Source organism: Candidatus Phytoplasma sp. AldY-WA1, assembly GCF_020312115.2.
In the GTDB taxonomy this organism is placed as follows: domain Bacteria; phylum Bacillota_I; class Bacilli_A; order Acholeplasmatales; family Acholeplasmataceae; genus Phytoplasma; species Phytoplasma vitis.
This window is the reverse complement of sequence record NZ_JAHRHX020000012.1, coordinates 1-22,220: the sequence shown is the minus strand read 5'-3', so window position 1 is coordinate 22,220 and position 22,220 is coordinate 1. Positions and strand designations below refer to the sequence as shown.

Genomic DNA, 22,220 nt, shown 5'->3' with positions numbered 1-22,220 from the left:
GCCTATTACTGAAAATGAAAATATTTCTGATGAAAATGAAGTTTATGAAAAAAAACAACAAATATTAGACAAATTAGAAAAAGATTTAAAGAAACAAGAAGAATTTTTTGCAGAATTTTGTTCAGATCAAGATAAAACAGAAATTCAAAAAAAATTGAAAGAAATAAAAGAAAAAATCCCAACTTTAAAAAAAATTTTCGAACAAAATGAGCAAGATAAAAAAACCAAATATACTTTCGAAAAATCTAAAAAATGTTTTGAAGATATTTTTAGTGGCGCATTAGGTGCAAATGAAAAACAAAATTGTGAAGAATTGGTTACTTATATAAAAACATTTCTTAAAATGTGTGAAATAAGAGATGAAAATATTTCAGTAAAAGAAAATAAAACTGTTTCAAATATTGAGGAAGTTGACAAAAAAATCGAAACATTAAGAAAATATTTAAATGGTTATGCTTTTTTATTAGATATATATTTAAATAAATTTAAACAAATAAAAGATTTAATTGAATCATTATCTTCTAGAATAGAAAAAGACAAATTAATAGAATTACAAGACATTCTGAAGAAAGAATATACTAAATTTTTATTAGAATTAATTACAAAGACAAGCCGAAGCGGCACAATTATCAAAGAAACATTAGAGGACGCACGAAAAAGAACATAAACGAAATATTAAGTTCATAATTAATTTTTAATTATTAATTTTTAATTTTAAAATTTTAAATCATTAATTTTTAATTATTAATTTTTAATTATTAATTTTTAATTATTAATTTTTAATTATTAATTTTTAATTATTAATTTTAATTATTAATTTTTAATTATTAATTTTTAAATCTTTTAAAATTTTAAATCAAAAAAGGTAAATTTATGGAAACACTTCATAATAAAAATCAAAATAATTCTTGAAGTTTAGGTTCGGCATTATAAGTTTTTGGCAGTTCTAATTTTATTAACTTCTTTATCATTTATTTTAGCTGTTATCGTTTTATTACGCTCACCAGCTAAAGAAAATGAGGCTCATTTGCCACCTTCATTTCCACCTTCGAATAATCCGACTCTATACCTTTATCTAATAATTCATCAGATGTTAGTAGTTCTTTAGTAGAATTGCTTGATCTAAAGAAATTAATAGTGGTGGTTTATGTCTCTGGATGATTTTTATGGTGCTGATGAAATTAAAGGTACATTAAAGATTATATATGTAGATGGACATCAGACAATAAAAGATATATAATTCGTTGACTGGTAAATCTTCAGGTCTTCCTTTTCCTATGGGGATTATTTTTACGGACCTCCAGGAACAGGAAAAACAACACTTGCTGAGGGTTTTGCGAAGATTCGAAAATGAATTTTACCCATTCTAATGCTGTCATTACAAGACATAGAAGATATTTGGCGTAAAGCTGAAACAATAGTCCTTCTTGTATTTTTGTAGATGAAGCGGAAGAAATTTTAAAATCAAGAGCTGAAAAAGACTGCGCAATTTTTAGAAGCTGGAGATAGTAAAAAAACAAATACTTTTTACAAGAAATTGAAGGGGTCAAAACCGATAAAAAAACCTGTTTTCTTTATTGCAGCTACTAATCCATGGACAAAATTGATTCAGCTATCCGTTCTCGTTGCAGAATCTTTATTTGTTAGTGACTCCAATCAAGAAGATAAAAGACTTGGTTACATTCAAGCAGTCATTAAGAATATGCTTAAATTAAAATAGAAAAATATGCTTATAAGATTATATTCGTATTTTGTTAATAAAATGAACGTAGCTTTAAGAAATCCCGAATTATTCGCTATCGCTATTAAACATGGTTATTATATTCCTGCTTTAAGGGCTACTGAGATAAAAGGAACATCTGATAAAAATAATCCTAACGGTAATTTAGAAACTTTAGACGATAAATTAAAGACAACAGTTATTAATCCGATCTGATATAACTAATAACAAAAACAAAAAAATTTATAATTCATATCAAGATGTTTTAGAGAATTTAATAAATTAGATCTATATTTAGAAAATCATGTATCGAAGATACAGAAGCATGGCGAAAATTTCTTACAGAAAATTATACTGATCGTGAAGACCAATCACTATATGATATTGAAACTTTAGAAAAAGTTAAAAATATTTTTATGATTTAACTTCAGGGCGAAAAATGAAAGCCATGATGGTGAAGGCAGCTGAAAAAGCCGCTCGTCGTGTAAAAAAGAAATCGATGAACAAAAGGCAGCTGAAAAAGCCGCTCGTCGTGTAAAAAGAAATCGATGAACAAAGGCAGCTGAAAAAGCCGCTCGTCGTGTAAAAAAGAAATCGATGAACAAAAGGCAGCTGAAAAAGACGCTCGTCGTGTAAAAAAAGAAATCGATGAACAAAGGCAGCTGAAAAAAGCCGCTCGTCGTGTAAAAAGAAATCGATGAACAAAGGCAGCTGAAAAAGCCGCTCGTCATTAGCGATGCTAAATAGAAATAACTGATTTAGAAAGAAACTTTTAGAGAATATTTTGGAAATCAAAAAAGAGTTTTATGACATTAATGAATATTATGTAACAAAATCAGAAGTGGACAAATCACAAGTGAACAAATCAAAAATAAGAAGAAAAAGAACAACAAAAATTAATCTTTTTATGGAAAGAATAATTTAAAGATTCTTTTTTGAAAAGGTTCAAGTATTGAAGATGCAAAATTAACTGAAGAAGAAAAAACAGCAGTTAATAATTTTTTTCAAATACAAAATATTTCAGATCTAAACACATGTTTCTTTTACAAAAATTATTAATTCTGTTAAAAAATAAAAGGAGTTATGAATGAAAACAAATAATTTCAAAATATTCTAAAACGTCTTTGTTTTCTTTTTACTTTTTATTTTTCTTTTTCTTTTTCAATTTTCTTTTGTAATTTGATATACAGTTCAGAAAAAGAAAATTATGAAAAACAATATAAAAAACAAGAAGAAAACTGTATTCAAGAAACAAAACAAAGAGAAGAAAAACTTTTTGAAATGTTTTACGATTTTAAATATGATATAGCTCCAATGTTAGAAGCAAAAAAATTCGAGGTTTTAAAAGATTGTCATTTATTTCAAGATCAAAAAGATCAAAGAAAACAAAATTTTGATGATTTTTTGGATTTTTATAAAGAAAAAGAAGAAAAAAAGTTAGATAGTCTAATTAAATCAGAAGAATTTAAATTATTAACAGATTTTGAAAAAAAAATATTTTTTTTAAATCCTAATATCAGAGAATTAGGATTATTTATTGATTATTCTAACAAAAAATACTGTAATACATATAAAGATTTTTTTTATTATTTATATTTTGATTTTATTTTAAACAAAATAGATGATAAATATACAGACGAATCTCATTTAACTAAAAGAAATCCAGAAAATTTAAAACGAACTCAACTTTTTAGTTATCTACCAGAAGTAACTAATTTACAATTTAAAATTGAATATTTAAGATACTTTTATAAAATATTAACTGAATTATACGAACAAACTACACCTTTATCCTACTCATATTATGATTCTATTGAATCGGAAAAAGTTATTGACAATGAATTATTGGAATTAATAAAACAATGTGTTGATGAATATAAGAATAATGAAGAAAATAAATTAAAAAGAAAAAACAAATTAGAAAATTTTTTTAAAGATAATTTAGAATTATTTCAATATTTAGGTCGGATAGATACAGTAAAAAACAAATTAGAAAAAGATTTCAATGATAATTTAGAAAATAGTAAAGATTTTTTACAAAAAATGTTAAAACCTGATATTAATAAACCGGATTTTTGTGAAAAAAAAACATTTCTTTTGAAAACAAGTTTATATAATGATAATTTAGAAATTCCTAGTTTAAATAAAAAAGAATTAATTGAACATATAATTCATAAGAATGATGAATTAATTAATGAAGATTTATTATCCAATGTCTTAGAAACAGAAAAAAATTTATATAAAATGTATTTAGATTATAGTGCTTTTGTTTTTAAGTCTAGTTGTCTTTACTCAAAAGATGATAATAATATCAATGTTTTAGAAATTATTAATAATAAAAAAAAAGATTTATCTAATTATTGTAAAAAAAAATTTAATGAATATAACAAGATATATAAAGAACTATCAGATAAACTTCAGCAATATTTACAATATTTAAAGAAAGAATTAGAAGATCAAACAAAAGATATCGATAATAGATATGTAGATCCTGAGATAGACAAAAATAGCCAAAAACTAAAAATAGATAGACAGACACAAAAACAAAATATAAAACAATTTTTAGATACAGGTTCTTTATTGGATACAAGTTCTTTAGGTATAGATCAAAAAACTATTTATTTACAAAACCCGGAAGTTTTAAAATACCAATTACAATTGCAACTTGATGAAATTGAAAAGGAATATATTTTAAAACCTTCTGAATTTTATGAAAACGAAATAAACGTAATTACTGAAGAAGCTGAATATTTAATTAATTTTATTAATTTTTCGGATAATGATATAGAAATTTCGGATAATGATATAGAAATTAATGAAAAAAACAGAAAAACAAAAATTGCAGATGAAATTAAATCTTTACTTGATGAAATTGAAAATGAATATATTTTAAAATCTTCTGAATCTTATAAAAACGAAATAAACACAATTGTTGAAAAAGCTAAAGATTTAATTAATTTTATTAATTTTTCGGATAAAGACAAAATTAATGAAAAAATTAAATCTTTAAAAAATGATATTGTTCTTTTAAAAACAAAATTAAAAAACGTAAATCATAACAAAATAGATAATTGTAAAGATAATTTAAATGTTTCGAATGAAAACATAGAACTTAAGGATAAAATTCAATCTTTACACAAGAAAATCGATTGTTTAGAAAAAAAACCTCATTACAAAACACATACTCTTAAAGATAATTTAAAACAATTGGTTAAAACATATTTAGTCATAAAAACTGATTTGATAGACGATAAGAATATAATTGATACTAGAATTGAAGCCTATAAAGATTATTATGAGCGTAAAAAGAAAGAAATTTTAGATCCATATTTAAAAATCATCAGTAATTTACAAATTAAATATTATAATTCAGTGTCTGATATTTTAAAAGATATAGAAAAACGAAATGTCGTTTATAAAAAAAATAATAACAAATCTGAATATTCTTTTAAATATTCTTTTTCGACAAATTCAGAAGATAAAGATATAGATAATTGTTATGAAAGACTTCAAGATTATTTACGTCTTAATTATCCTCGTAAAACAGAACAAAATTTTGAATTTTCTTTGGATAATATTCAACGGATTGGACAATTTTTAGCTAATTATAAAAAGAAGTTAAAAGATAATTTTGAAAGTTATATACTTAATACAGAACAATTAATTGATTTCTATGATTTGGAAAACGAAATTATTAAAAATTTCGAAACAATGCGAGAACCGAAAAATATTAATAATGATCATAATATTGAATTAAAAAAAATATTAGACAAATTAAAAATAGAATCAAAAGATTTAAACCGAAATTTTGAAGAAAAATTGAAAACTTCAGACTATAAAGATCAAAAACAAAAATTAGATAAATTATGTAAACATATAGAAGAAAACAGAGATATTTTTAAAGCTAATATGGAAGAATTAATCAATATTGTAAAAAATCAACATGAAGAAGAAAAAAAAATAAGAGAATTTGAGATAGAGATTCAAAAAAACAAAGAATATTTAAATGAATTAAACCAAATTATTGAAAGTTATTCAAACCTAAATAATAAAGAACAAAAAGAAAAAAACAATGGAATTAATTCTTTAAATAAAGATGAGGAGATCGTTAAAAAAAGACAAGAAACATTAAACAGTTTAATCAATTCCTTGAATGACGAAACATACAATTCCTTGATTGAAGCAAAATCCAAGATAAAAGCAAAAATAAACGATTTAGAAACAAAATTAACAGTTAATAAAAACGAACATTCTTCTTTAACAGAAAAATATCAAAAACAACAAAATTTAAATATTTTAGATAAAGAAAATTTTCTTAATCTTGAAAAAAATTATATTTATATAGATGCTAAATCATTTTTCGTTGAAGGAGAATTTGATTTTATCAGTGAAGGAGAATTTGATTTTATCAGTTGGTTAGATGAAAACTTTCCTAACAGACGAATAATTGATAATAAATATATTGATTCACAAGAAAAAAAACAACAACCAATAAATATTTATACTATAAATTATCCTTATTCACAAAATACCGAAAATTTCCAAACAAAAATAAATGATACTTTTTTCCAAAACCAAGACTCAAGTTTTTATTTGGTTTTAAATATACACTTAAATGTCCAAATCAAAATAAACTATCGAGTTAAATTTTATGAATAATTATTTTATAATAAAAAATAAAAATTATGTCATCTGTCTTTTATGGATATTTGCTATAAATCTTTCTTTATCAATTTTTTTATATGCAGAAAATCATGTTCTAATTAATAATCTTTTATCTGAAGTATTTCATATTAATTCTGAAGATTTTTTAGAAAATAAGACTAATTTATCTGAAGTTGAAATTACAAGTTATCATGAATCAGGTCATACTATTATCACTCTTTTGTATCCTGAATATTTTGAATTTTCAGGAGTTACTATTATACCTTACGGAGATATTTTAGGGCATTCTGATAAGAAAACTAAAGAACCAAATTGGCAAGCAGAAGCTTTAGTTAATTTTGGCGGGACATCTGCCGAAAATCTCTTATTTAAAAGAAAACAAATCCCTAAAGATATAGTAGGTAAGGGTTCAGGTAGTGATCACGCTAATGTAAATTTTTTAGTTCAAAGAAATTCTACTACACCACGAAAAGATTACGATCTTTTATACAAAGAATGTCAAAAATTAATTGAATTAAATCAAACTACTTTAACTAAAATTGCCGAAAAATTATTGATTAAAAAAACTTTATTTCCGAATGATATTAAAGATATTTTAAAAAAATATCCTTTACGAAAAATATCTTAAAAAAAATAAAAAAAATATAATAAAAAACAATATTTTTTATGTTGTTTTTTTATTATATTTTTTTTAATTCAAACATTTTTTGACATATATATATTCGTTAATAATAATTAACATTCCAATATTAAATACAAGAAATTTTATCAAAAAATGTTTAATAATATTTATTATTAAATCTATTCTTATATGTATGTGGGTAATTTTTATTACATTAAGATATTGGTACTTTGTTAAACCAAATGATGTCAAAAAAGATACAAAACTAAAAACTTTAATAACGATAATAGCTACGAAATATGAGCAACAACAACAATGGTTAAATACTCGACCTAAATTAAGATGGTGTTTTAGTTGCATCTTATGATTATAAAACAAGGTACAACGCAGTGATGATAAACTTTTATTATGGAAGTGAAAAAAATCCCCAAAATATTTAATCAATGTTTATTTTAAACTTGGTCTTAATCCTTTTAACATAACATATCCTGATTGCGACTTTGAATACATCTTAGAGACCTCTTAAAATATGAAATTGCCATCGAAGAAGCCTTTGCTTTTGAAAAAAAGAAAAAATTTAAATCAAAATCCCTGATTCTCTTGTTCTCATTAATCCATTAACAAATAGAAAAGAGATCATAATTTACATAATTAATAGAGAATATACAAAAAGAATTTAAGGCAGAAAATGAAAAATCAGAATCTAATTACATTGAATTATCTTATCATTAGTTATTGATATTAAATGCTTTCAAAACCAAAGATAAAATTTATAATATTATTTGTGGAGATAGTAAATCTAAAACATATTTGTTTATAAACTATATGTCACTGGTTTCATTTATGACAATTGGTTTATCGATGGTATGGTGTTGTTGGTTCTTTTAATTCTTTTAGTCATTATTATCATACTACAATACCGTCCGAAAAACCTAAATAATTAGATTTAAACGTAATCTTTTATTAATGATCGAAAAGACTCTTTTTATAGAGTTTTTTTATTTAAAAAAATAAATCAAAGAAGAAACTAAAATGAATCAAGATCAATCTCATTTATTATCTAAAATTTTTATTTTTATAATATTAAACTATTTTATTTTATTACTTTTTATTTCATTTATTATTTAATCAAATTTTATTTTTTAACTTTAAAAATAAGTATTAACCGATTAAAAAAAATGTCAAATAAACATACCTGAAATAATTATAGTAAATAAATAAAAAAGTTTTTTTATTTAACATTAAAAATTTTGAAATTATATAATAAAAATATGTTCAATTTAAATATTGAATTTTTATTATTAAAAAGGAAATACAATTTATGGGTAATAATTTTTTCAAAAAACTAGTACTATTTATCATCCCTCTTTGTGCAATAGCTGCTATAATTTGGTTTTGTAAATATAAAAATAATCCTACAAAAAATATAGAACCGTCATCTTCTTTTGATTTAGAATCAAAATCTGAAAATACAAAAGAATCAGAAAAAGATAACGAAGATAAAACAAAAGAAAATAATGAAGAAAAAAAAGAATATGAAACAATCGTCGAATACGAACCAAAAAACGAAAAATTGATTAATGAAGAATCAAGAGAAACAAAAATAGAAAACCTTCCAAAAAAAGACATCCAAAAAATCGAATTACCCACTGATAATCTTGACCTTCGTGAAGCTATTAATAAATATAAAATAGAAAATCAATTAAATAACTATGGGGGGGAATATGAAGAAAAAATTGAACGTAAAACGATTGAATTGGACAAAATTGAATTAAATTGGAACAATTTGAAATTAACAAACATCTTCGAAACCGAAGATAAAATTTATCATATTATTTGTGAAAATAATAATGAATTTAAACAATATAAGGATCAACTGATCGAATGGATGAATCAATGTCCCATTAAAAAGGGTAAAAAATGCCCACCAATTTCAGAAATAAAAGATAAATTCAAAACGAAAAATAGATCACTTATAAAAAAATTAAAAAAATTATTTGGAAAAGGCGAAAAAGACATAACCGTTTTTTATGATGAAGAAGGTAATGAATGTTATTTTGAATATAAATCATCTGATCTAATAACATATGTGATGGGTGTCTCTACAATTGAACTTTCTGAAGAATTGTTACCTAATCATTATTATAATACTACAAAACCACCAGAAAAACCTTCAAAATTAGATTTAAATGTAAACTTTAAAAATTAAAAACAAATTCATTTAAACTTAAATTTATAAGTTTTAATATTGTAATTTTTTAAAAAAATATTTTGATATTATGATTTATATTTTTTAACATAAATTTTGTTTTATAATATTTATCTTATTTTTTTAATTATTGAATTTCGCACTGTTCTAAAAAATTGTAAATAAATTCATTTTTAATACCGAAAAGACTACTTAAAAAAACTAGTCTTTTTTTGTTTTTAGCGAAAAGTGATTTTAAAAATATACAATGTTAAAAAAATTTACATTTTTTTATAACGCTTCGTTAAGTAAGATAATATCTACGAACCAAACCATATTTCACAATTGTTCCAGAAACTTTTATTAATGCTAAATTTTTTTGATAAAAAAACGTCAACCGAATTATTATAATAGAGTCAATCCTTTTGAAGATACTTCCTTTCCAATTTGCATTGTTTGTTTTAACGGTATCAAATTCGAACAACAAATAAATTTATAAAAACAATGTGTAATAAGTTAGAAAAATACTTTTATTTAAGTAAATTAAAAAAAATACCATTAAAAAATAATTTAGAAAGACAAATTAATTTTACTTGTTTCAATAATTATATAAACCCTTATAGAATCGCGTCTTTCAAATTAAATCATACAAAGGAGAATTTTATTTTTTTATTTCAAAAAAATTATATTTATTAAAATAAAAACCTGTTTTAAAAAGGTTATTTTTTATTGTATATATTGTTTTTTTATCAAAAAAATAATGTATTATATAAATAATAAAAAAAAAGTCATTTTAAGTTATATCTACAAATGAAAATTTTAAAAGCAAATAAAAAATAATTTTAAATAATTTTTTATTTTAATATCTTTTTATAGTCTATTCCTCCCTTGAAATAATTATGGTAAATAAATAAAAAACTTTTTATTAAACATTAAAAATTGTAAAAAAATATATAATAATATTCAATTTCAATAATTAATTATTATTATTAAAAGGAAACAAAAATTTATGAATAATAATTTTTTTAAAAAAAATTGGTTAGCTATTGTTATCTCTATTGGTATAATAGTTATTATAATACTTATAATTTATTTTATAAAGTCAAAAGATGTTAAACAAAATACAAAAGAATCTTTACCTCATTCTTATTTAGAACCAAAAAATCAAAGTAAAATTGAATTAGAAAAATATGACGAAGATAAAATAAAAGAAGAAGATAAAATAAAAGAAATTAATGATAAAATTTTATTACCGATCATATCAAACGAAAAAGAAGATAAAATAAAAGAAGAAGATAAAATAAAAGAAATTAATGATAAAATTTTATTACCGATCATATCAAACGAAAAAGAAGATAAAATAAAAGAAGAAGATAAAATAATCAAAATATATGAACCAAAAAACCATGAAGTGATTAACGAAGAACAAAACGAAATAGAAATTAAAATTACTTGAAAAAACAGAAATAAATCTCCCTTGATTCTCTTGACCCTCAAATGTAAGCTATTAACAAATTGAAAATAGATAATAATTTACATAATTACAATGGATAATATATAAAAAAGAAAATAAAATCAAAAAATTAAAAATCAGAATCTAATCTCATTAAATTCTCTTTTAACTATTTTACATTAACAAACATCTTTGAAATCGAAGATAATATTTATCATATTATTTGTAAAGATGAGAAACGTAAAGAAGATTTGTTTAGATAATATAACAAGAAACTTATCAAATGGATGAAACAATGTTATATTAAAAAAGTGTAGATTATTCAGCTGTAGAAATAAAAAGTAATTTCGGTCAGTATAATCGTTTTGATCATTATTATCATACTACAAGACCACCCGAAAAAAATAAAGAATTATGATTAAAGTTAACCTTGAACTACTAATTTAAAAGACTCTTTTTATAGAGTCTTTTTTATTTAACAAAATAAATCAAAGGAGAAACTAAAAATGAATCAAGATCAATCTCATTAAAATTAAGTATTAACTGATTAAAACAAAAACGTCAAATAAATATTCCTGAAATAATTATGGTAAAAAAATAAAAAACTCTTTATTAAACATTAAAAATTATAAAAATATATAATAAAAAATGTATTTAATTTTAATATTTAATAAATTATTACTAAAAGGAAATTAGATTTATGAATTTTTTCAAAAAATATAATGGTAAAACAAAAATAGGATTAATTTTTATTGGAGTTGTATTAACAACTTGTGGTATCGCATTCGCTATATCTAAACATTTCTCAAAGAAAACAGAACATAAAGTAAACGTTCAGAACAAATTGGCTAGATTAATTGTTACAGAATCTCAAACAAAAGATCCTTCAGTTAACAAACTTTTAATTCCAATTGACTATCCAATGTTAAATTCAACTACTGACACTCATAAAGTAATCAAAACTTTCATCGGTAGACTTGATAACCAAGGAACAAAAATCAAACAAGATATGTTTTTGAAAACAACAATAAAATACGAAAATGATGAAAATAATAAAATAAGTAAATTATTTAATTCACAACTTTTAGTCGATGATGTAATTTATAAAGACGCAAACCGTCAAAAAATAGATGAAAATAAAGACTACAAAATCACAGTTGAAACACAACAAAGATATTTCGCTAGTGAAAATTTAAACGAAATAACAGTTACTGTTGAATATGAATTAGTTGATTCTCAAGGTAGACCGTTCGAAGGAACAAAAGATATTATTCAAACTGGAACTGCAAATAAACAAGATTAATTTATTTTAGATTTAAATTAATTTTAATTTTAAAAATCCTTTTTGAGATTGATTTAAATTACTACTAATACAATTAATTAATCCTTTTTCTTGACTAGTTAATTCGTCTCATTTCGCTTTAATGTTTGTTGTAATTAATTGTTCTTTCGTTCAATTAACCGACATCATTTCTGACTTTGTATGACTTCAGGAATTCATTCGTTTTTATGATGCATTATTAAAAATTTTAACTTTAATAATGTTTGTTTTACTAATAACAGTTTTTGTTATAGGAATATTCGGTCCAAAATCTGAAACAACACCAACGACAACGAATACACCAATTATAATTGTAGAATTGAGAACTAACGGAATTCAACCAACTTCAATTATAGATCTAAAAATTGAATCAAAAACTGAAAGTCAAACACCAACAATTGAAAACAAAACAACAATTGAAAACCAAAAATAATCAAAATAAAAAAATAACTATTTAATTTTCAACACAAAAAAACAAAGAATAAAAAAACAATGTTAAACAATTAACAAAAATTAAATAAATTAAAAAAAGGAGAAAAAAATAAACGAAAATAAAAAACAAAATTACTAAAAAACAAAGAATTTGTTAAAAAATTAGAAAAATTTAAAGATTTAACATATACAATTCGCGAAATTAAATGGCGTGGTCGTTTTGAATCTTTTTATGAATCAATGAGATATCATTGTAAAATTGATATTACTGATTGTTTAAATAATTTTCTTTATGTAATAGATGAAAAATTTGATGATTTTATGGATGATGTCGAATCAGAAGTTGAAACATTTAACCGAGGAATTAAAACAAGAATACAAATTAACTGATGAAGAATTAGAAGATTTTCTTTAATTCTAAAAAAACTAAACAATTTTTTTAAAAAAAATAAAAAAATAAAATTATAAAAATCAAAAAAAAGAAAAAAATTATGTTAACAAACAAAGAAACAAACTTTACAACAAAAACACAATCAAAGTTTTACAAATATTTTAGTTTTCTATTATTTTTCATGATTTGTATTATGTCAATTTTTATTTACATACATCATGACGCAATTACCCATATTGAAATGAATAATTCAAAAAAATTAAAAATGTTTGAATACAAAATTAATGAACTAGAAAAGAAAAAAGAAGCACAATTATTACAATCATCATCAGCAAACAACACATCAAATAAGGCTGATAATTTATCACAACCAGACGACGAAGGACCAGCACACACTTTCGTACCAGCTAATTCTAAGAAATTTTTATCATTTGATAAATTAATCGGATTTAAAGAAGAATTAACAGCATGTGATGGATTCTTAGACTATTTAAAAAATAAATCAAATTATGAAGGAATCGGAGATGTCGAAGCACCGTTAGGAATCTTAATGTATGGATGTCCTGGTACTGGTAAAACAACATTAGCTCGAGCATTAGCAAAAGAGACTAAATTACCGTTTTTCGAAGTAAGCAGTTCTATCTTCTCTCAAAAATATAAAGGACTTGCACCGCAAATGGTTCAAGACTTATTTACAGCAGCAAGAAAAGAAGCTGAAGCTAAAGAAAATAACGGAGCAATTATCTTTTTAGATGAATGTGAAACTATTTTTACTGATTTAGGTTCACTTGAAGCTGGATCCGAAATTGCAAACGTTGTTAACCAATTTAAAACTGAAATGACATCAGTTGATAACAATCCAAACAAACCAATCTTTGTCATCGGTGCAACAAACCATATCGAACAAATCGACGAAGCTATTAAATCAAGATTTACATACAATATCGAAGTCAAACCAGGAAACAAAGAAGAACGTCAAAAGATGTTAGAATTCTTAATCAAAAAACGTAATAATCCATACTGTCCTGATTCAAAAGATTATTTATTAAATGTCATTAACGAATCATTAGACCGTTTACCAAAAGAACAAGAATTTTTAAAAGCAAATCGTACACTCGAAAATCTTTTAAAAACGACAGTCAGTGTATTCGCAAGAAATCGTGGAACTGGTGAAAACAAAAAAACCGCAATTCAAGTAGATGATTTAAAACAAGCATACAAGATGATAATTTCACCAAACATTGATGTGTTAAATCAAATAGAAAAAGAATTAACATCTCAATCTAAATAATTTTAAACCATATTAATAGCTGTTTTTAAAAACAGCTATTATTTTTTACTATATTAAAAAGCTCACAACTCAAAACACAAAAACAAAAGAGAGAACTGTGAAGCAATTAACAAAAAAATCATACTAATAAAAAAAACAAAACAAGAAAGGAAAAATAAACATGATTTCAATAACAATATTATTTTTTCAACATTATAAAATTATAATTTCACTTGTTTCAATTATACCTATTATATTTCTAATTTACGGAATATACCAATCTTCACGAAAAAAAATTATTATTTCAGTTACAATGTTAATTTTATTATTAGGATTATTTTTCTATATAGCGAAAAAAGAATCATCATCATCTAAATATACAACCAAAACATTTATTCATTTAGATGAAAAACTTAAACAATATGATAATCTTTTAACCAATTACGACGGTTTGAATGCAAAACTATATGACGAAGCAAAAAAATTGAAGATGAAATAAAAGAATTACAAGAATCTCTTACATTAACCCAAGAAGTTGAAGAAAGAATCAAAAATAAACTAGATGAAAATGGAAATAAAATTAAAGAAATTAAGGAAAAATGTAAATATATCGAAAAAGACATTCAAATTTTAAATGGTCAATTAATTGATTTAGAAAAACAAAAAATAATAAAAGAAGCAGAAATAAAAATAAAACAAGAACAATTAGCTAAAGAATTAGACGAAGCAGTACGTAAACAATTACAAAAAGAAATTGAGTCACCAAACCCTGAAACAGAACCTAAAATTCCTATTTCACAAATTAGATTTGATGAAATTACAAAATTCATTTTTTCACAAAATAATATTTCTTTACCAATCGATTTAAGTGAAAAAGAAAAAAATGAAATAGAAAAAAATAGAAAGTTTTACAAAATCGTTTTTGAAGATCAAAAAGAAATAGAAGATCAACAAAAAGAAATTGACAATTTTAATAACAAATTAAATGAAATTGAAAACAAAAAAAATGAATTAAAAAAACAAAAACAATCAACAAACGTACAAAGAGAACTTACTAGATGTGAAAATGAGAAAACTATGTATATAGGTAATTTAAAAGATGTTGAAAAATCTAAAAAAACATTAGTTGAAGAATTTAAAGAAACAACATTAAAAAACAAAAAAATTGTAATTGATAATTTAAACAAAATTTACCAAATCACTAACTAATTTAAAAGACTTTCAAATTGAAAGTCTTTTTTTATTAACAGCTGTTTTTCAAAACAGCTGTTTTTTACTATAAATAAACAATAACAACAAAGTAAAAACAAACCCCATTCAAACAGCTGATTTTTTAAAAAAATCAGCTGTTTCAATTTCCACCCAACCCCAGCACACAAAAACAAAAGACTAACGCAAAGGCAATTAAAAAAATAAACTAAATTATAAAAAAACAAAAAAAATAAAAACTACAAAACACTAATTTTTATAATTTAATTTATAATTTTTATATAAATATAAAAAAAAAAAAAACACGCAAAGACATTAAAAAAAATAAAACAAAAAAGGAAAAATAAATATGATTTCAACAACAAAACTATTATTCTCATATTATAAAATTATAATTTCATTTGTTACAATTATTCCAATTATATTTTTAATTCATGGAATATACAAATCTTCACGGAAAAAAATTATTATTTCAGTTGTGGCATTAATTATATTATTTGGGTTATTTTCTACAAGTTCAAACCAACAAATATCAAATTCAAACACTACGAAAAAATAATCTACCAAGACGACGACAAAACTATTATGTATATTATTAATGAATACAACTCCAACCGCAAAAGAATTGCAAACAAACAGTCTACCAAGACGACGGCCAAAATATTAATTACATTAACGAATACAACCCCAAAGGCCAAAAACTAAACAAACACGCTACCGTCCTGACAGTAAAATATTTGGTTCATCAACGAATACACCAACGGCCAAAAACCAAAACAACATACTATTATTTTGATGGTCAAATTATTTCTTTAATTAGAGAATACAATCCTGATAAAACTTTTAAAGAAACACACTACAACCCCTGATGGCCAAACTATTAAATTTTTCAATCAACGAATATAACTCCGACGGAACTAAAACTATCAAAGAATACAATCCTGATGGGACTTTGCAAAAATCACAGAATATAACTCCGATAGAATCATTACAAAAATGGCAGAATACAACCCCTGATGGAACAGTAAAAACTAACATAAAAAGACTCATTTAAGTGAGTCTTTTATTTTAAACAAACAAAAAAAAAAAAAACACGCAAAGACATTAAAAATAAAAACAAGAAAGGAAAATAAACATGATTTCAATAATAATATTATTTTTTTCAACATTATAAAATTATAATTTCATTTTGTTACAATTATTCCAATTATATTTTTAATTCATGGATACAAATCTTCACGGAAAAAATTATTATTTCAGTTGTAATTATATTATTTAAGTTATTTTCTTATATAAGAAAAAAAGATCCATCATCTAAATACGCTGGATATAACAGTTAATAGATTTGATGATATAATTTATAAATTAGAAAATAACTACGACAATTTTGAAGGAAAAATCACAATTGAAAGATGAATTAGCAAAATTGATGCTGAATTAAAAGAATTAGCAAGGAGATTTTAACATTAACTCAAGAACAAAAACAAAAATTAAAGAACTTTTAGACAAAAACAAAGATAAAATTCAAGAAATTAATGACAAAATAAAAGAAACAAAAAGAAGATGAAATAAAACAAAAGAAGAACAAAAGCAAAGACACAAGATGAAGATAAGCAGACAATTACAAAAAGAAATTGACGAATTAACTAAAGAACTACATGAAATTGTAAATCAATCCTCATCCAATTAAGCAAAATTAAATCATTAGAAATTCAACGCGAAAATATAATAAAATGTTAAACGTGCCGAACAGTACGAACAAGAATTACGAACAAATACGACGACTTAACCGTTAATGAAAAAACAATTTTAGGTGAAATTAAAACAATAGAACAACGTCGAAAAGAATATCAAAATTAATCGCTGAATCAGAAGTAAAACAATTAGAACTTATGTCCAAATTAATATTTAAAACTCGAATCAGAATTAGCAAAACAATGTAAACTTGCATGGGACGATTACAATAAAAACAAGAATTCAGTTTTGGAAACGTTAAAGACGCGCTTTTTGAAGGGTTCGAAATTTATCAAAATACATTTACTGGAAAAAGCGTTCAAATTTATCGAAGAATATCAAAAACGGTGCAAATACGCTTGCAAAATTTGGTAATTACAGCACACGAATTCCATCGCTGTCATGATATGATTAAAAGAAACATTTTAATGATGAATAAACACACCAAAAATGATGAATAAAGATACATATGACGGTGTTTGTAAAAGATGCGATGACACAATTAAAAAATACGAAAGAAATAGACAATTTTACAAAAAATTGAAGATTTTCAAAACAAACAAAAGATGTTAACTTGAAAAGAGAATGGAAACAAGACGGTGATGTAAACGAAGAAATTAAAGAACAAAAATGGGTAAATTAGATGATTATGTAGATCTTGTTTCAAAATTAAAAGATAATTTTAATAATAATGAACACCTGAAACCACGATTTCACAAGAAACATTAAACATTAATCGCGAAAAATAAATTAGATGAAATTGATGCTCAGAAAAGAAGTTTTAAAATCAAAATAATATAATAAAAATAACAGACATAAGAAACAAAAACATTGTATTAGAATGTTAAAAAAATTAGAAACTACAAAACAATTAATTTTATAATTTAATTTATAATTTTATATAAATATTAAAAGAAAGAAAGAAAAAAACAATCATGAATAACAATTTAAAAACTCAAAACAAAAGATTATTATTTATATTCTTTGTTTTTTATTTTAATTAGTTTATTTTGTTTTTATTTTGACTAAAAAAAAAAGAAACCAACAATAGAATCAATGCAAAATGCAATACAAAAACCAATGAAATTAATAACCAACAAATAGAACAAAACAAACTGGAAACACAAAAACAAATTGAAAACAAAAACAACAATTAGAATCATCACAAAATACACCATCAAAAACCAGCTGAAATACTACAAACAAACACAAAAACACACACTGATAAAGAAGGACACAAAATCGTTGAGAACGCGACCTCAAATAATCAATTAATTAAAAACGTTTTATGACGATAATAATAAAATTGGTTACATTTATGACTACAACGAAAACGAAAGTAATTAAAACAATAAAATATTTCTATAAATATAATGGTAAACTTGATTACATCAACGAATACAATGAAAACAACCAATTAATCAAAAACAAGTTATTATATCGACGGGTCAAACTATCACAAATTGACGAATATAACCCCATCAACGGCCAAACTAAATTATTCTACCACAGTGGTGGTAAAACTGTTTGCTGGTTTATGAATACAACAATAACAAAAAATAATTAAAAACATATTATCACTTTAATGGAATCCATCGATTACATCAACGACTATAACGAAAACGGATATTTAAACAAAGGAACAAACTATTACTATCTACCCTAATGGAAAATTAAAAATATCATAGAATTTAACCCTGATGGTGTTATTAAACCATCACAGAATACAACCCTCGACGGATCAGTAAAACTAACATAAAAAAGACTCCATTTAAGTGAGTCTTTTATTTTAAACAAACAAAAAAAAAAAAAACACTAAAGACATTAAAAAAAATAAAACAAAAAGGAAAATAAATGATTTCAACAAATTAAAACTATTATTCTCATATTATAAAATTATAATTTCATTTGTTACACTATTCCAATTATATTTTTAATTCATGGAATATACAAATCTCACGGAAAAACATATTTCAGTTGTGGTATTAATTATATTATTTAAGCATTTTCTTATATAAGAAAAGATCCATCATCTAAATACGCTGATATAACAGTTAATAGATTTGATGATATAATTTTATAAATTAGAAAATGTCTATGACAATTTTGAAGGAACAAAATCGCAATTAAAAATAAATTAGAAAAATCAATATTGAATTAACAGAATTACAAGACAAAATAACATTAACTGAAGAACAAGAAACAAAAATTAAAGAACTTTAGACAAAATGAAAATACATTCCAAGAAATCGATGATAAAATAAAAGATAATAAAAATATTTGTTTTTGGCACGGTCAATTAATTAGATTTAGAAGAACAAAGAACACAAAGTAAAAACTTAAAAACACAAGACGAACAAATACGCGAACTATTACAAAAAGAAATTGATAGATTAACTGACGAATCACAATTTATTGCCAAACAATTCCAACCAATTAAACAAAAAATTAAAGAATTAGAAAACGATCATAAAGCATTTAAAGAAATGTTAACTTGTGTTGAAAAATTCAAACAAGAATTAGAATGTAAATATGACACTTTATCTGTTACAGAACAAACTATTTTTAATAAAATTAAAACAGTAGAACAACGTCGAAACGAATATCAAAAATTAATTGATGAAGTAGAAGTAAAACAATTAGAATTGATAAATAAAATTAATGTTTTAAATATGGAATTACAAGCAGTAACAACATGTAAACTTGCTTGTGATGATTACAATAGAGGACATGCATTTAATTTTGAAAATGTTAAAGAAGCTCTTTTTGAAGGATTTGAAATTTATCAAAATACATTAACTGCAAAAGCATTCGTAAATGTATCAAAAAATATAAAAATGGGCGCAAAAACGATTGCAAAAATTGCAATTACAGCAACCGAATTTCATCGTGGTTTTAATATGATCAAAAGAGATTATTTCAATGATGATGATACACCAAAAATGATGGATAAATATACATACGACAAAACTTGTGATATATGTGATCGTGCAATTAAAAAATACAAAAAAAATTTGATGAATTTACAAAAAAAATTGATGATTTTCGAAATAAACAAAAATCTATCGATTTGAAAAAAGAAATTGATGAAGAAGATGATGTAGATAATAAAATTCAAGACAAACGAGAATCGAGATTGGATGGTTATATAAAAATTGTTAACGAATTGGAAACTAAATTAAACAAGAACGAAACACCAGAAGATATGATTATTACACAAGAAACATTAAACATTGCTCACGAAAATAAATTAGATGAAATTGATGCTCGAAAAGATGCTATAAAATCAAAACAATTTTATAAAGTTCAAGATATAAGAAAACAAAAACGTTGTGCTCGAATGTCAAAAAAATTAGAAACTATAAAACACTAATTTTTATAATTTAATTTATAATTTTTATATAAATATAAAAAAAGGAAAAAAACAATTATGAATAACAATTTAAAAAAACAAAACAAAAGAAAATTATTATTATATTCTTTTGTTTTTTTATTTTAATTGGTTTTACTTATTTTATTTTGACTAAAAAAAGAAACCAACAATAGAATCATCACAAAATGAAACACAAAAACAAGATGAAAATAAAAAACAACAAATAGAATCATTACAAAGTGAACCATCAAAACAAGATGAAACTAACAACCAACAAATAGAATCATCACAAAATGCAATACAAAAACAATATGAAAATAAAAAACAACAAATAGAACAAAAACAAACTGTAACACTAAAACAACAAGATTCACCACAACCAGTTGAATCACCACGAAGATCAATCACAGAATCAAAAGTTGTAAATCAAAATTCAAATGAAAATAAAAAACAAAAACAAAAAACATTCTACAACTCTGACGGTACCATTAAAAACATCATAGAATATCGCCCTGATGGAACCAGTAGTCACGACCGTGAATACAACAAAAATGAAAAAAGAATTAAAGAAATATCCTACCGTTCCGACGGTCAAACTATTGATTACATTAACAAATATAATGAAAACGGTATATATTTAATTGAAACTACACACTACAACACTAAAAGTCAAAAAATCAAAACAACATTCTATCAAGACGACAATAAAACTATTAGTTTTATTGAAGAATATAACGAAGATGGAAATTTAAACAAAAAAATAAATTGCAACGAACATGGCCAAAAAACTAAAACAACACACTATAACCCCAACGGCCAAACTATTTCATCAATTATTGAATTCAACGAAAACAAAAAAGCAGCTAAAAAAACAGATTTTAATACTAATGGTCAAAAAATTAAAGAAACATGCAGTGTTATAAAAAAATGTAAATGTTTTTTTTAACACTGCATATTTTTAAAAACTCTTTTTACTAAAAAAAGACTAGTTTTTTTTAACTAGTCTTTTCGGTATTAAAAATGAATTTATTTACACTTTTTTAGAATAATGCAGACGTTTATTTTATTTTTTATTTTTTGTATTTTTCATATTATTTTTTTTCTGTTCCGTTATCGTTGTATTCTTCAATAAAACTAACAGTTTTGCCGTCGTTTTCGTAGAATGTTGTTTTAACTAATGTTTCGTTTTCGTTGTATTCGTTGATTGTAAAAATAGTTTTGCCGTCTTCTTGGTATTCTGTTAATTTAATTATTTGGTCGTTTTCGTTGTATTCGTTAATTTGTGTGATAGTTTTGCCGTCGTTTTCGTAAAATGTTGTTTTAACTAATTTTTCGTTTTCGTTGTATTCGTTAAAACTAATAAACTCAATAGTTTTGCCGTCGTTTTCGTAGAATGTTGTTTTATTTTTTTGGCCGTTTTCGTTGTATTCGTTGATTGTAAAAATAGTTTTGCCGTCTTCTTGATAGAATTTTGTTTTATTTTTTTGGCCGTTTTCGTTATATTCGTTGATTGTAAAAATAGTTTTGCCATCGTTTTCGTAGAATTTTTCTGTAATTAATTTTTCGTTTTCGTTGTATTCGTTGATTGTAAAAATAGTTTTGCCATCACCTTGGTAGAATGTTGTTTTATTTTTTTGGCCGTTTTCGTTATATTCTTCAATTGCCAAAATAGTTTTGCCGTCGTCTTGGTAGATTGTACTTTTAACTAATTTTTCGTTTTCGTTATATTCTTCAATTGCCTTAATAGTTTTGCCGTCTTTTTCGTAAAATGTACTTTTAACTAATTTTTCGTTTTCGTTATATTCTTCAATTGCCTTAATAGTTTTGTCGTCGGAATAGTAA

Annotated in this window: 23 protein-coding genes and 2 pseudogenes; 22 read left to right on the top strand and 3 right to left on the bottom strand. The window is 23.3% G+C overall.

Translation table 11 applies throughout. The annotated features are described in order from the left end of the window. The 14 genes and pseudogenes from KTO59_RS01855 to KTO59_RS01795 all read left to right on the top strand — a co-directional run. A pseudogene (locus tag KTO59_RS01855) lies at positions 1–667 on the top strand (hypothetical protein); the annotation flags it as partial. A 270-nt stretch (positions 668–937) separates the two neighbouring features. Further along, complete coding sequence (locus KTO59_RS01850; RefSeq protein WP_284928353.1) at positions 938–1,108, top strand: hypothetical protein; 171 nt, start codon at positions 938–940, stop codon at positions 1,106–1,108. 147 nt (positions 1,109–1,255) lie between these two features. Next, positions 1,256–1,354 carry an AAA family ATPase gene (locus KTO59_RS04545; protein WP_445083513.1) on the top strand — a complete coding sequence of 33 codons (99 nt, stop codon included), beginning with the start codon at positions 1,256–1,258 and terminating at the stop codon, positions 1,352–1,354. A 372-nt stretch (positions 1,355–1,726) separates the two neighbouring features. Next, positions 1,727–1,936, top strand: coding sequence for a hypothetical protein (locus KTO59_RS01845; RefSeq protein ID WP_284928352.1), 210 nt, complete (start codon positions 1,727–1,729; stop codon positions 1,934–1,936). Between the two features lie 963 nt (positions 1,937–2,899). Continuing rightward, positions 2,900–6,379, top strand: a complete 3,480-nt coding sequence (locus tag KTO59_RS01840) for a hypothetical protein (RefSeq protein WP_284928351.1) — start codon at positions 2,900–2,902, stop codon at positions 6,377–6,379. After that, the gene (locus KTO59_RS01835; RefSeq protein ID WP_284928350.1) at positions 6,372–7,013 is read left to right on the top strand and encodes a hypothetical protein; all 642 of its coding nucleotides are present in this window, start codon (positions 6,372–6,374) and stop codon (positions 7,011–7,013) included. The genes KTO59_RS01840 and KTO59_RS01835 overlap by 8 nt, the downstream gene beginning before the upstream one ends. 187 nt (positions 7,014–7,200) lie before the next feature. Beyond that, the gene (locus KTO59_RS01830; RefSeq protein WP_284928349.1) at positions 7,201–7,374 is read left to right on the top strand and encodes a hypothetical protein; all 174 of its coding nucleotides are present in this window, start codon (positions 7,201–7,203) and stop codon (positions 7,372–7,374) included. 954 nt (positions 7,375–8,328) lie between these two features. Beyond that, positions 8,329–9,216 (top strand): hypothetical protein, encoded by an 888-nt coding sequence (locus tag KTO59_RS01825; RefSeq protein ID WP_284928348.1) that lies wholly within the window; start codon positions 8,329–8,331, stop codon positions 9,214–9,216. Positions 9,217–10,204: 988 nt separating this feature from the next. After that, the gene (locus tag KTO59_RS01820) at positions 10,205–10,651 is read left to right on the top strand and encodes a hypothetical protein (RefSeq protein ID WP_284928347.1); all 447 of its coding nucleotides are present in this window, start codon (positions 10,205–10,207) and stop codon (positions 10,649–10,651) included. Positions 10,652–11,348: 697 nt separating this feature from the next. Continuing rightward, positions 11,349–11,951: a hypothetical protein gene (locus KTO59_RS01815; protein ID WP_284928346.1), complete on the top strand. Its 603-nt coding sequence runs from the start codon at positions 11,349–11,351 to the stop codon at positions 11,949–11,951. Positions 11,952–12,189: 238 nt separating this feature from the next. Continuing rightward, positions 12,190–12,402, top strand: a complete 213-nt coding sequence (locus KTO59_RS01810) for a hypothetical protein (protein ID WP_284928345.1) — start codon at positions 12,190–12,192, stop codon at positions 12,400–12,402. Between the two features lie 239 nt (positions 12,403–12,641). Then, positions 12,642–12,791, top strand: a complete 150-nt coding sequence (locus tag KTO59_RS01805) for a hypothetical protein (RefSeq protein WP_284928344.1) — start codon at positions 12,642–12,644, stop codon at positions 12,789–12,791. Positions 12,792–12,892: 101 nt separating this feature from the next. Then, positions 12,893–14,083 (top strand): AAA family ATPase, encoded by a 1,191-nt coding sequence (locus KTO59_RS01800; protein WP_284928343.1) that lies wholly within the window; start codon positions 12,893–12,895, stop codon positions 14,081–14,083. 160 nt (positions 14,084–14,243) lie between these two features. Next, positions 14,244–14,561 (top strand): hypothetical protein, encoded by a 318-nt coding sequence (locus tag KTO59_RS01795; RefSeq protein WP_284928342.1) that lies wholly within the window; start codon positions 14,244–14,246, stop codon positions 14,559–14,561. A 139-nt stretch (positions 14,562–14,700) separates the two neighbouring features. On the opposite strand, the gene KTO59_RS01790 is transcribed toward KTO59_RS01795, so the two are convergent. Beyond that, on the bottom strand, positions 14,701–14,892 hold the full coding sequence (locus KTO59_RS01790; RefSeq protein WP_284928341.1) for a hypothetical protein: 192 nt from the start codon (positions 14,890–14,892) through the stop codon (positions 14,701–14,703). A gap of 247 nt (positions 14,893–15,139) precedes the next feature. Here KTO59_RS01790 and KTO59_RS01785 point away from each other — a divergent pair, with 247 nt between their 5' ends. From KTO59_RS01785 to KTO59_RS01760, 7 genes and pseudogenes are all read left to right on the top strand, one after another. After that, positions 15,140–15,271: a hypothetical protein gene (locus tag KTO59_RS01785; RefSeq protein ID WP_284928340.1), complete on the top strand. Its 132-nt coding sequence runs from the start codon at positions 15,140–15,142 to the stop codon at positions 15,269–15,271. A gap of 602 nt (positions 15,272–15,873) precedes the next feature. Continuing rightward, positions 15,874–15,972, top strand: a pseudogene (locus tag KTO59_RS04540) (DUF2963 domain-containing protein); the annotation flags it as partial. A 36-nt stretch (positions 15,973–16,008) separates the two neighbouring features. Further along, positions 16,009–16,140 carry a DUF2963 domain-containing protein gene (locus KTO59_RS01780; protein ID WP_284928339.1) on the top strand — a complete coding sequence of 44 codons (132 nt, stop codon included), beginning with the start codon at positions 16,009–16,011 and terminating at the stop codon, positions 16,138–16,140. Next, a complete protein-coding gene (locus tag KTO59_RS01775) occupies positions 16,140–16,325 on the top strand; it encodes a hypothetical protein (RefSeq protein ID WP_284928338.1) in 186 nt (61 codons plus the stop codon). The genes KTO59_RS01780 and KTO59_RS01775 overlap by 1 nt, the downstream gene beginning before the upstream one ends. Before the next feature lie 1,998 nt (positions 16,326–18,323). Beyond that, the gene (locus tag KTO59_RS01770) at positions 18,324–18,572 is read left to right on the top strand and encodes a hypothetical protein (RefSeq protein WP_284928337.1); all 249 of its coding nucleotides are present in this window, start codon (positions 18,324–18,326) and stop codon (positions 18,570–18,572) included. 919 nt (positions 18,573–19,491) lie between these two features. Next, a complete protein-coding gene (locus tag KTO59_RS01765) occupies positions 19,492–20,079 on the top strand; it encodes a hypothetical protein (protein ID WP_284928336.1) in 588 nt (195 codons plus the stop codon). Beyond that, positions 20,076–20,378 (top strand): hypothetical protein, encoded by a 303-nt coding sequence (locus KTO59_RS01760; RefSeq protein ID WP_284928335.1) that lies wholly within the window; start codon positions 20,076–20,078, stop codon positions 20,376–20,378. The genes KTO59_RS01765 and KTO59_RS01760 overlap by 4 nt, the downstream gene beginning before the upstream one ends. Before the next feature lie 150 nt (positions 20,379–20,528). Here the strand turns inward: KTO59_RS01760 and KTO59_RS01755 are convergent, their stop codons facing one another. After that, complete coding sequence (locus KTO59_RS01755) at positions 20,529–20,786, bottom strand: hypothetical protein (protein WP_284928334.1); 258 nt, start codon at positions 20,784–20,786, stop codon at positions 20,529–20,531. Between KTO59_RS01755 and KTO59_RS04535 the strand changes: the two genes are divergently transcribed. Further along, positions 20,677–21,324, top strand: a complete 648-nt coding sequence (locus KTO59_RS04535) for a DUF2963 domain-containing protein (protein ID WP_445083512.1) — start codon at positions 20,677–20,679, stop codon at positions 21,322–21,324. The genes KTO59_RS01755 and KTO59_RS04535 overlap by 110 nt on opposite strands. A 145-nt stretch (positions 21,325–21,469) precedes the next feature. Here the strand turns inward: KTO59_RS04535 and KTO59_RS01750 are convergent. Further along, the coding region (locus KTO59_RS01750) for a DUF2963 domain-containing protein (protein WP_284928333.1) at positions 21,470–22,220 on the bottom strand (751 nt) is incomplete at its 5' end.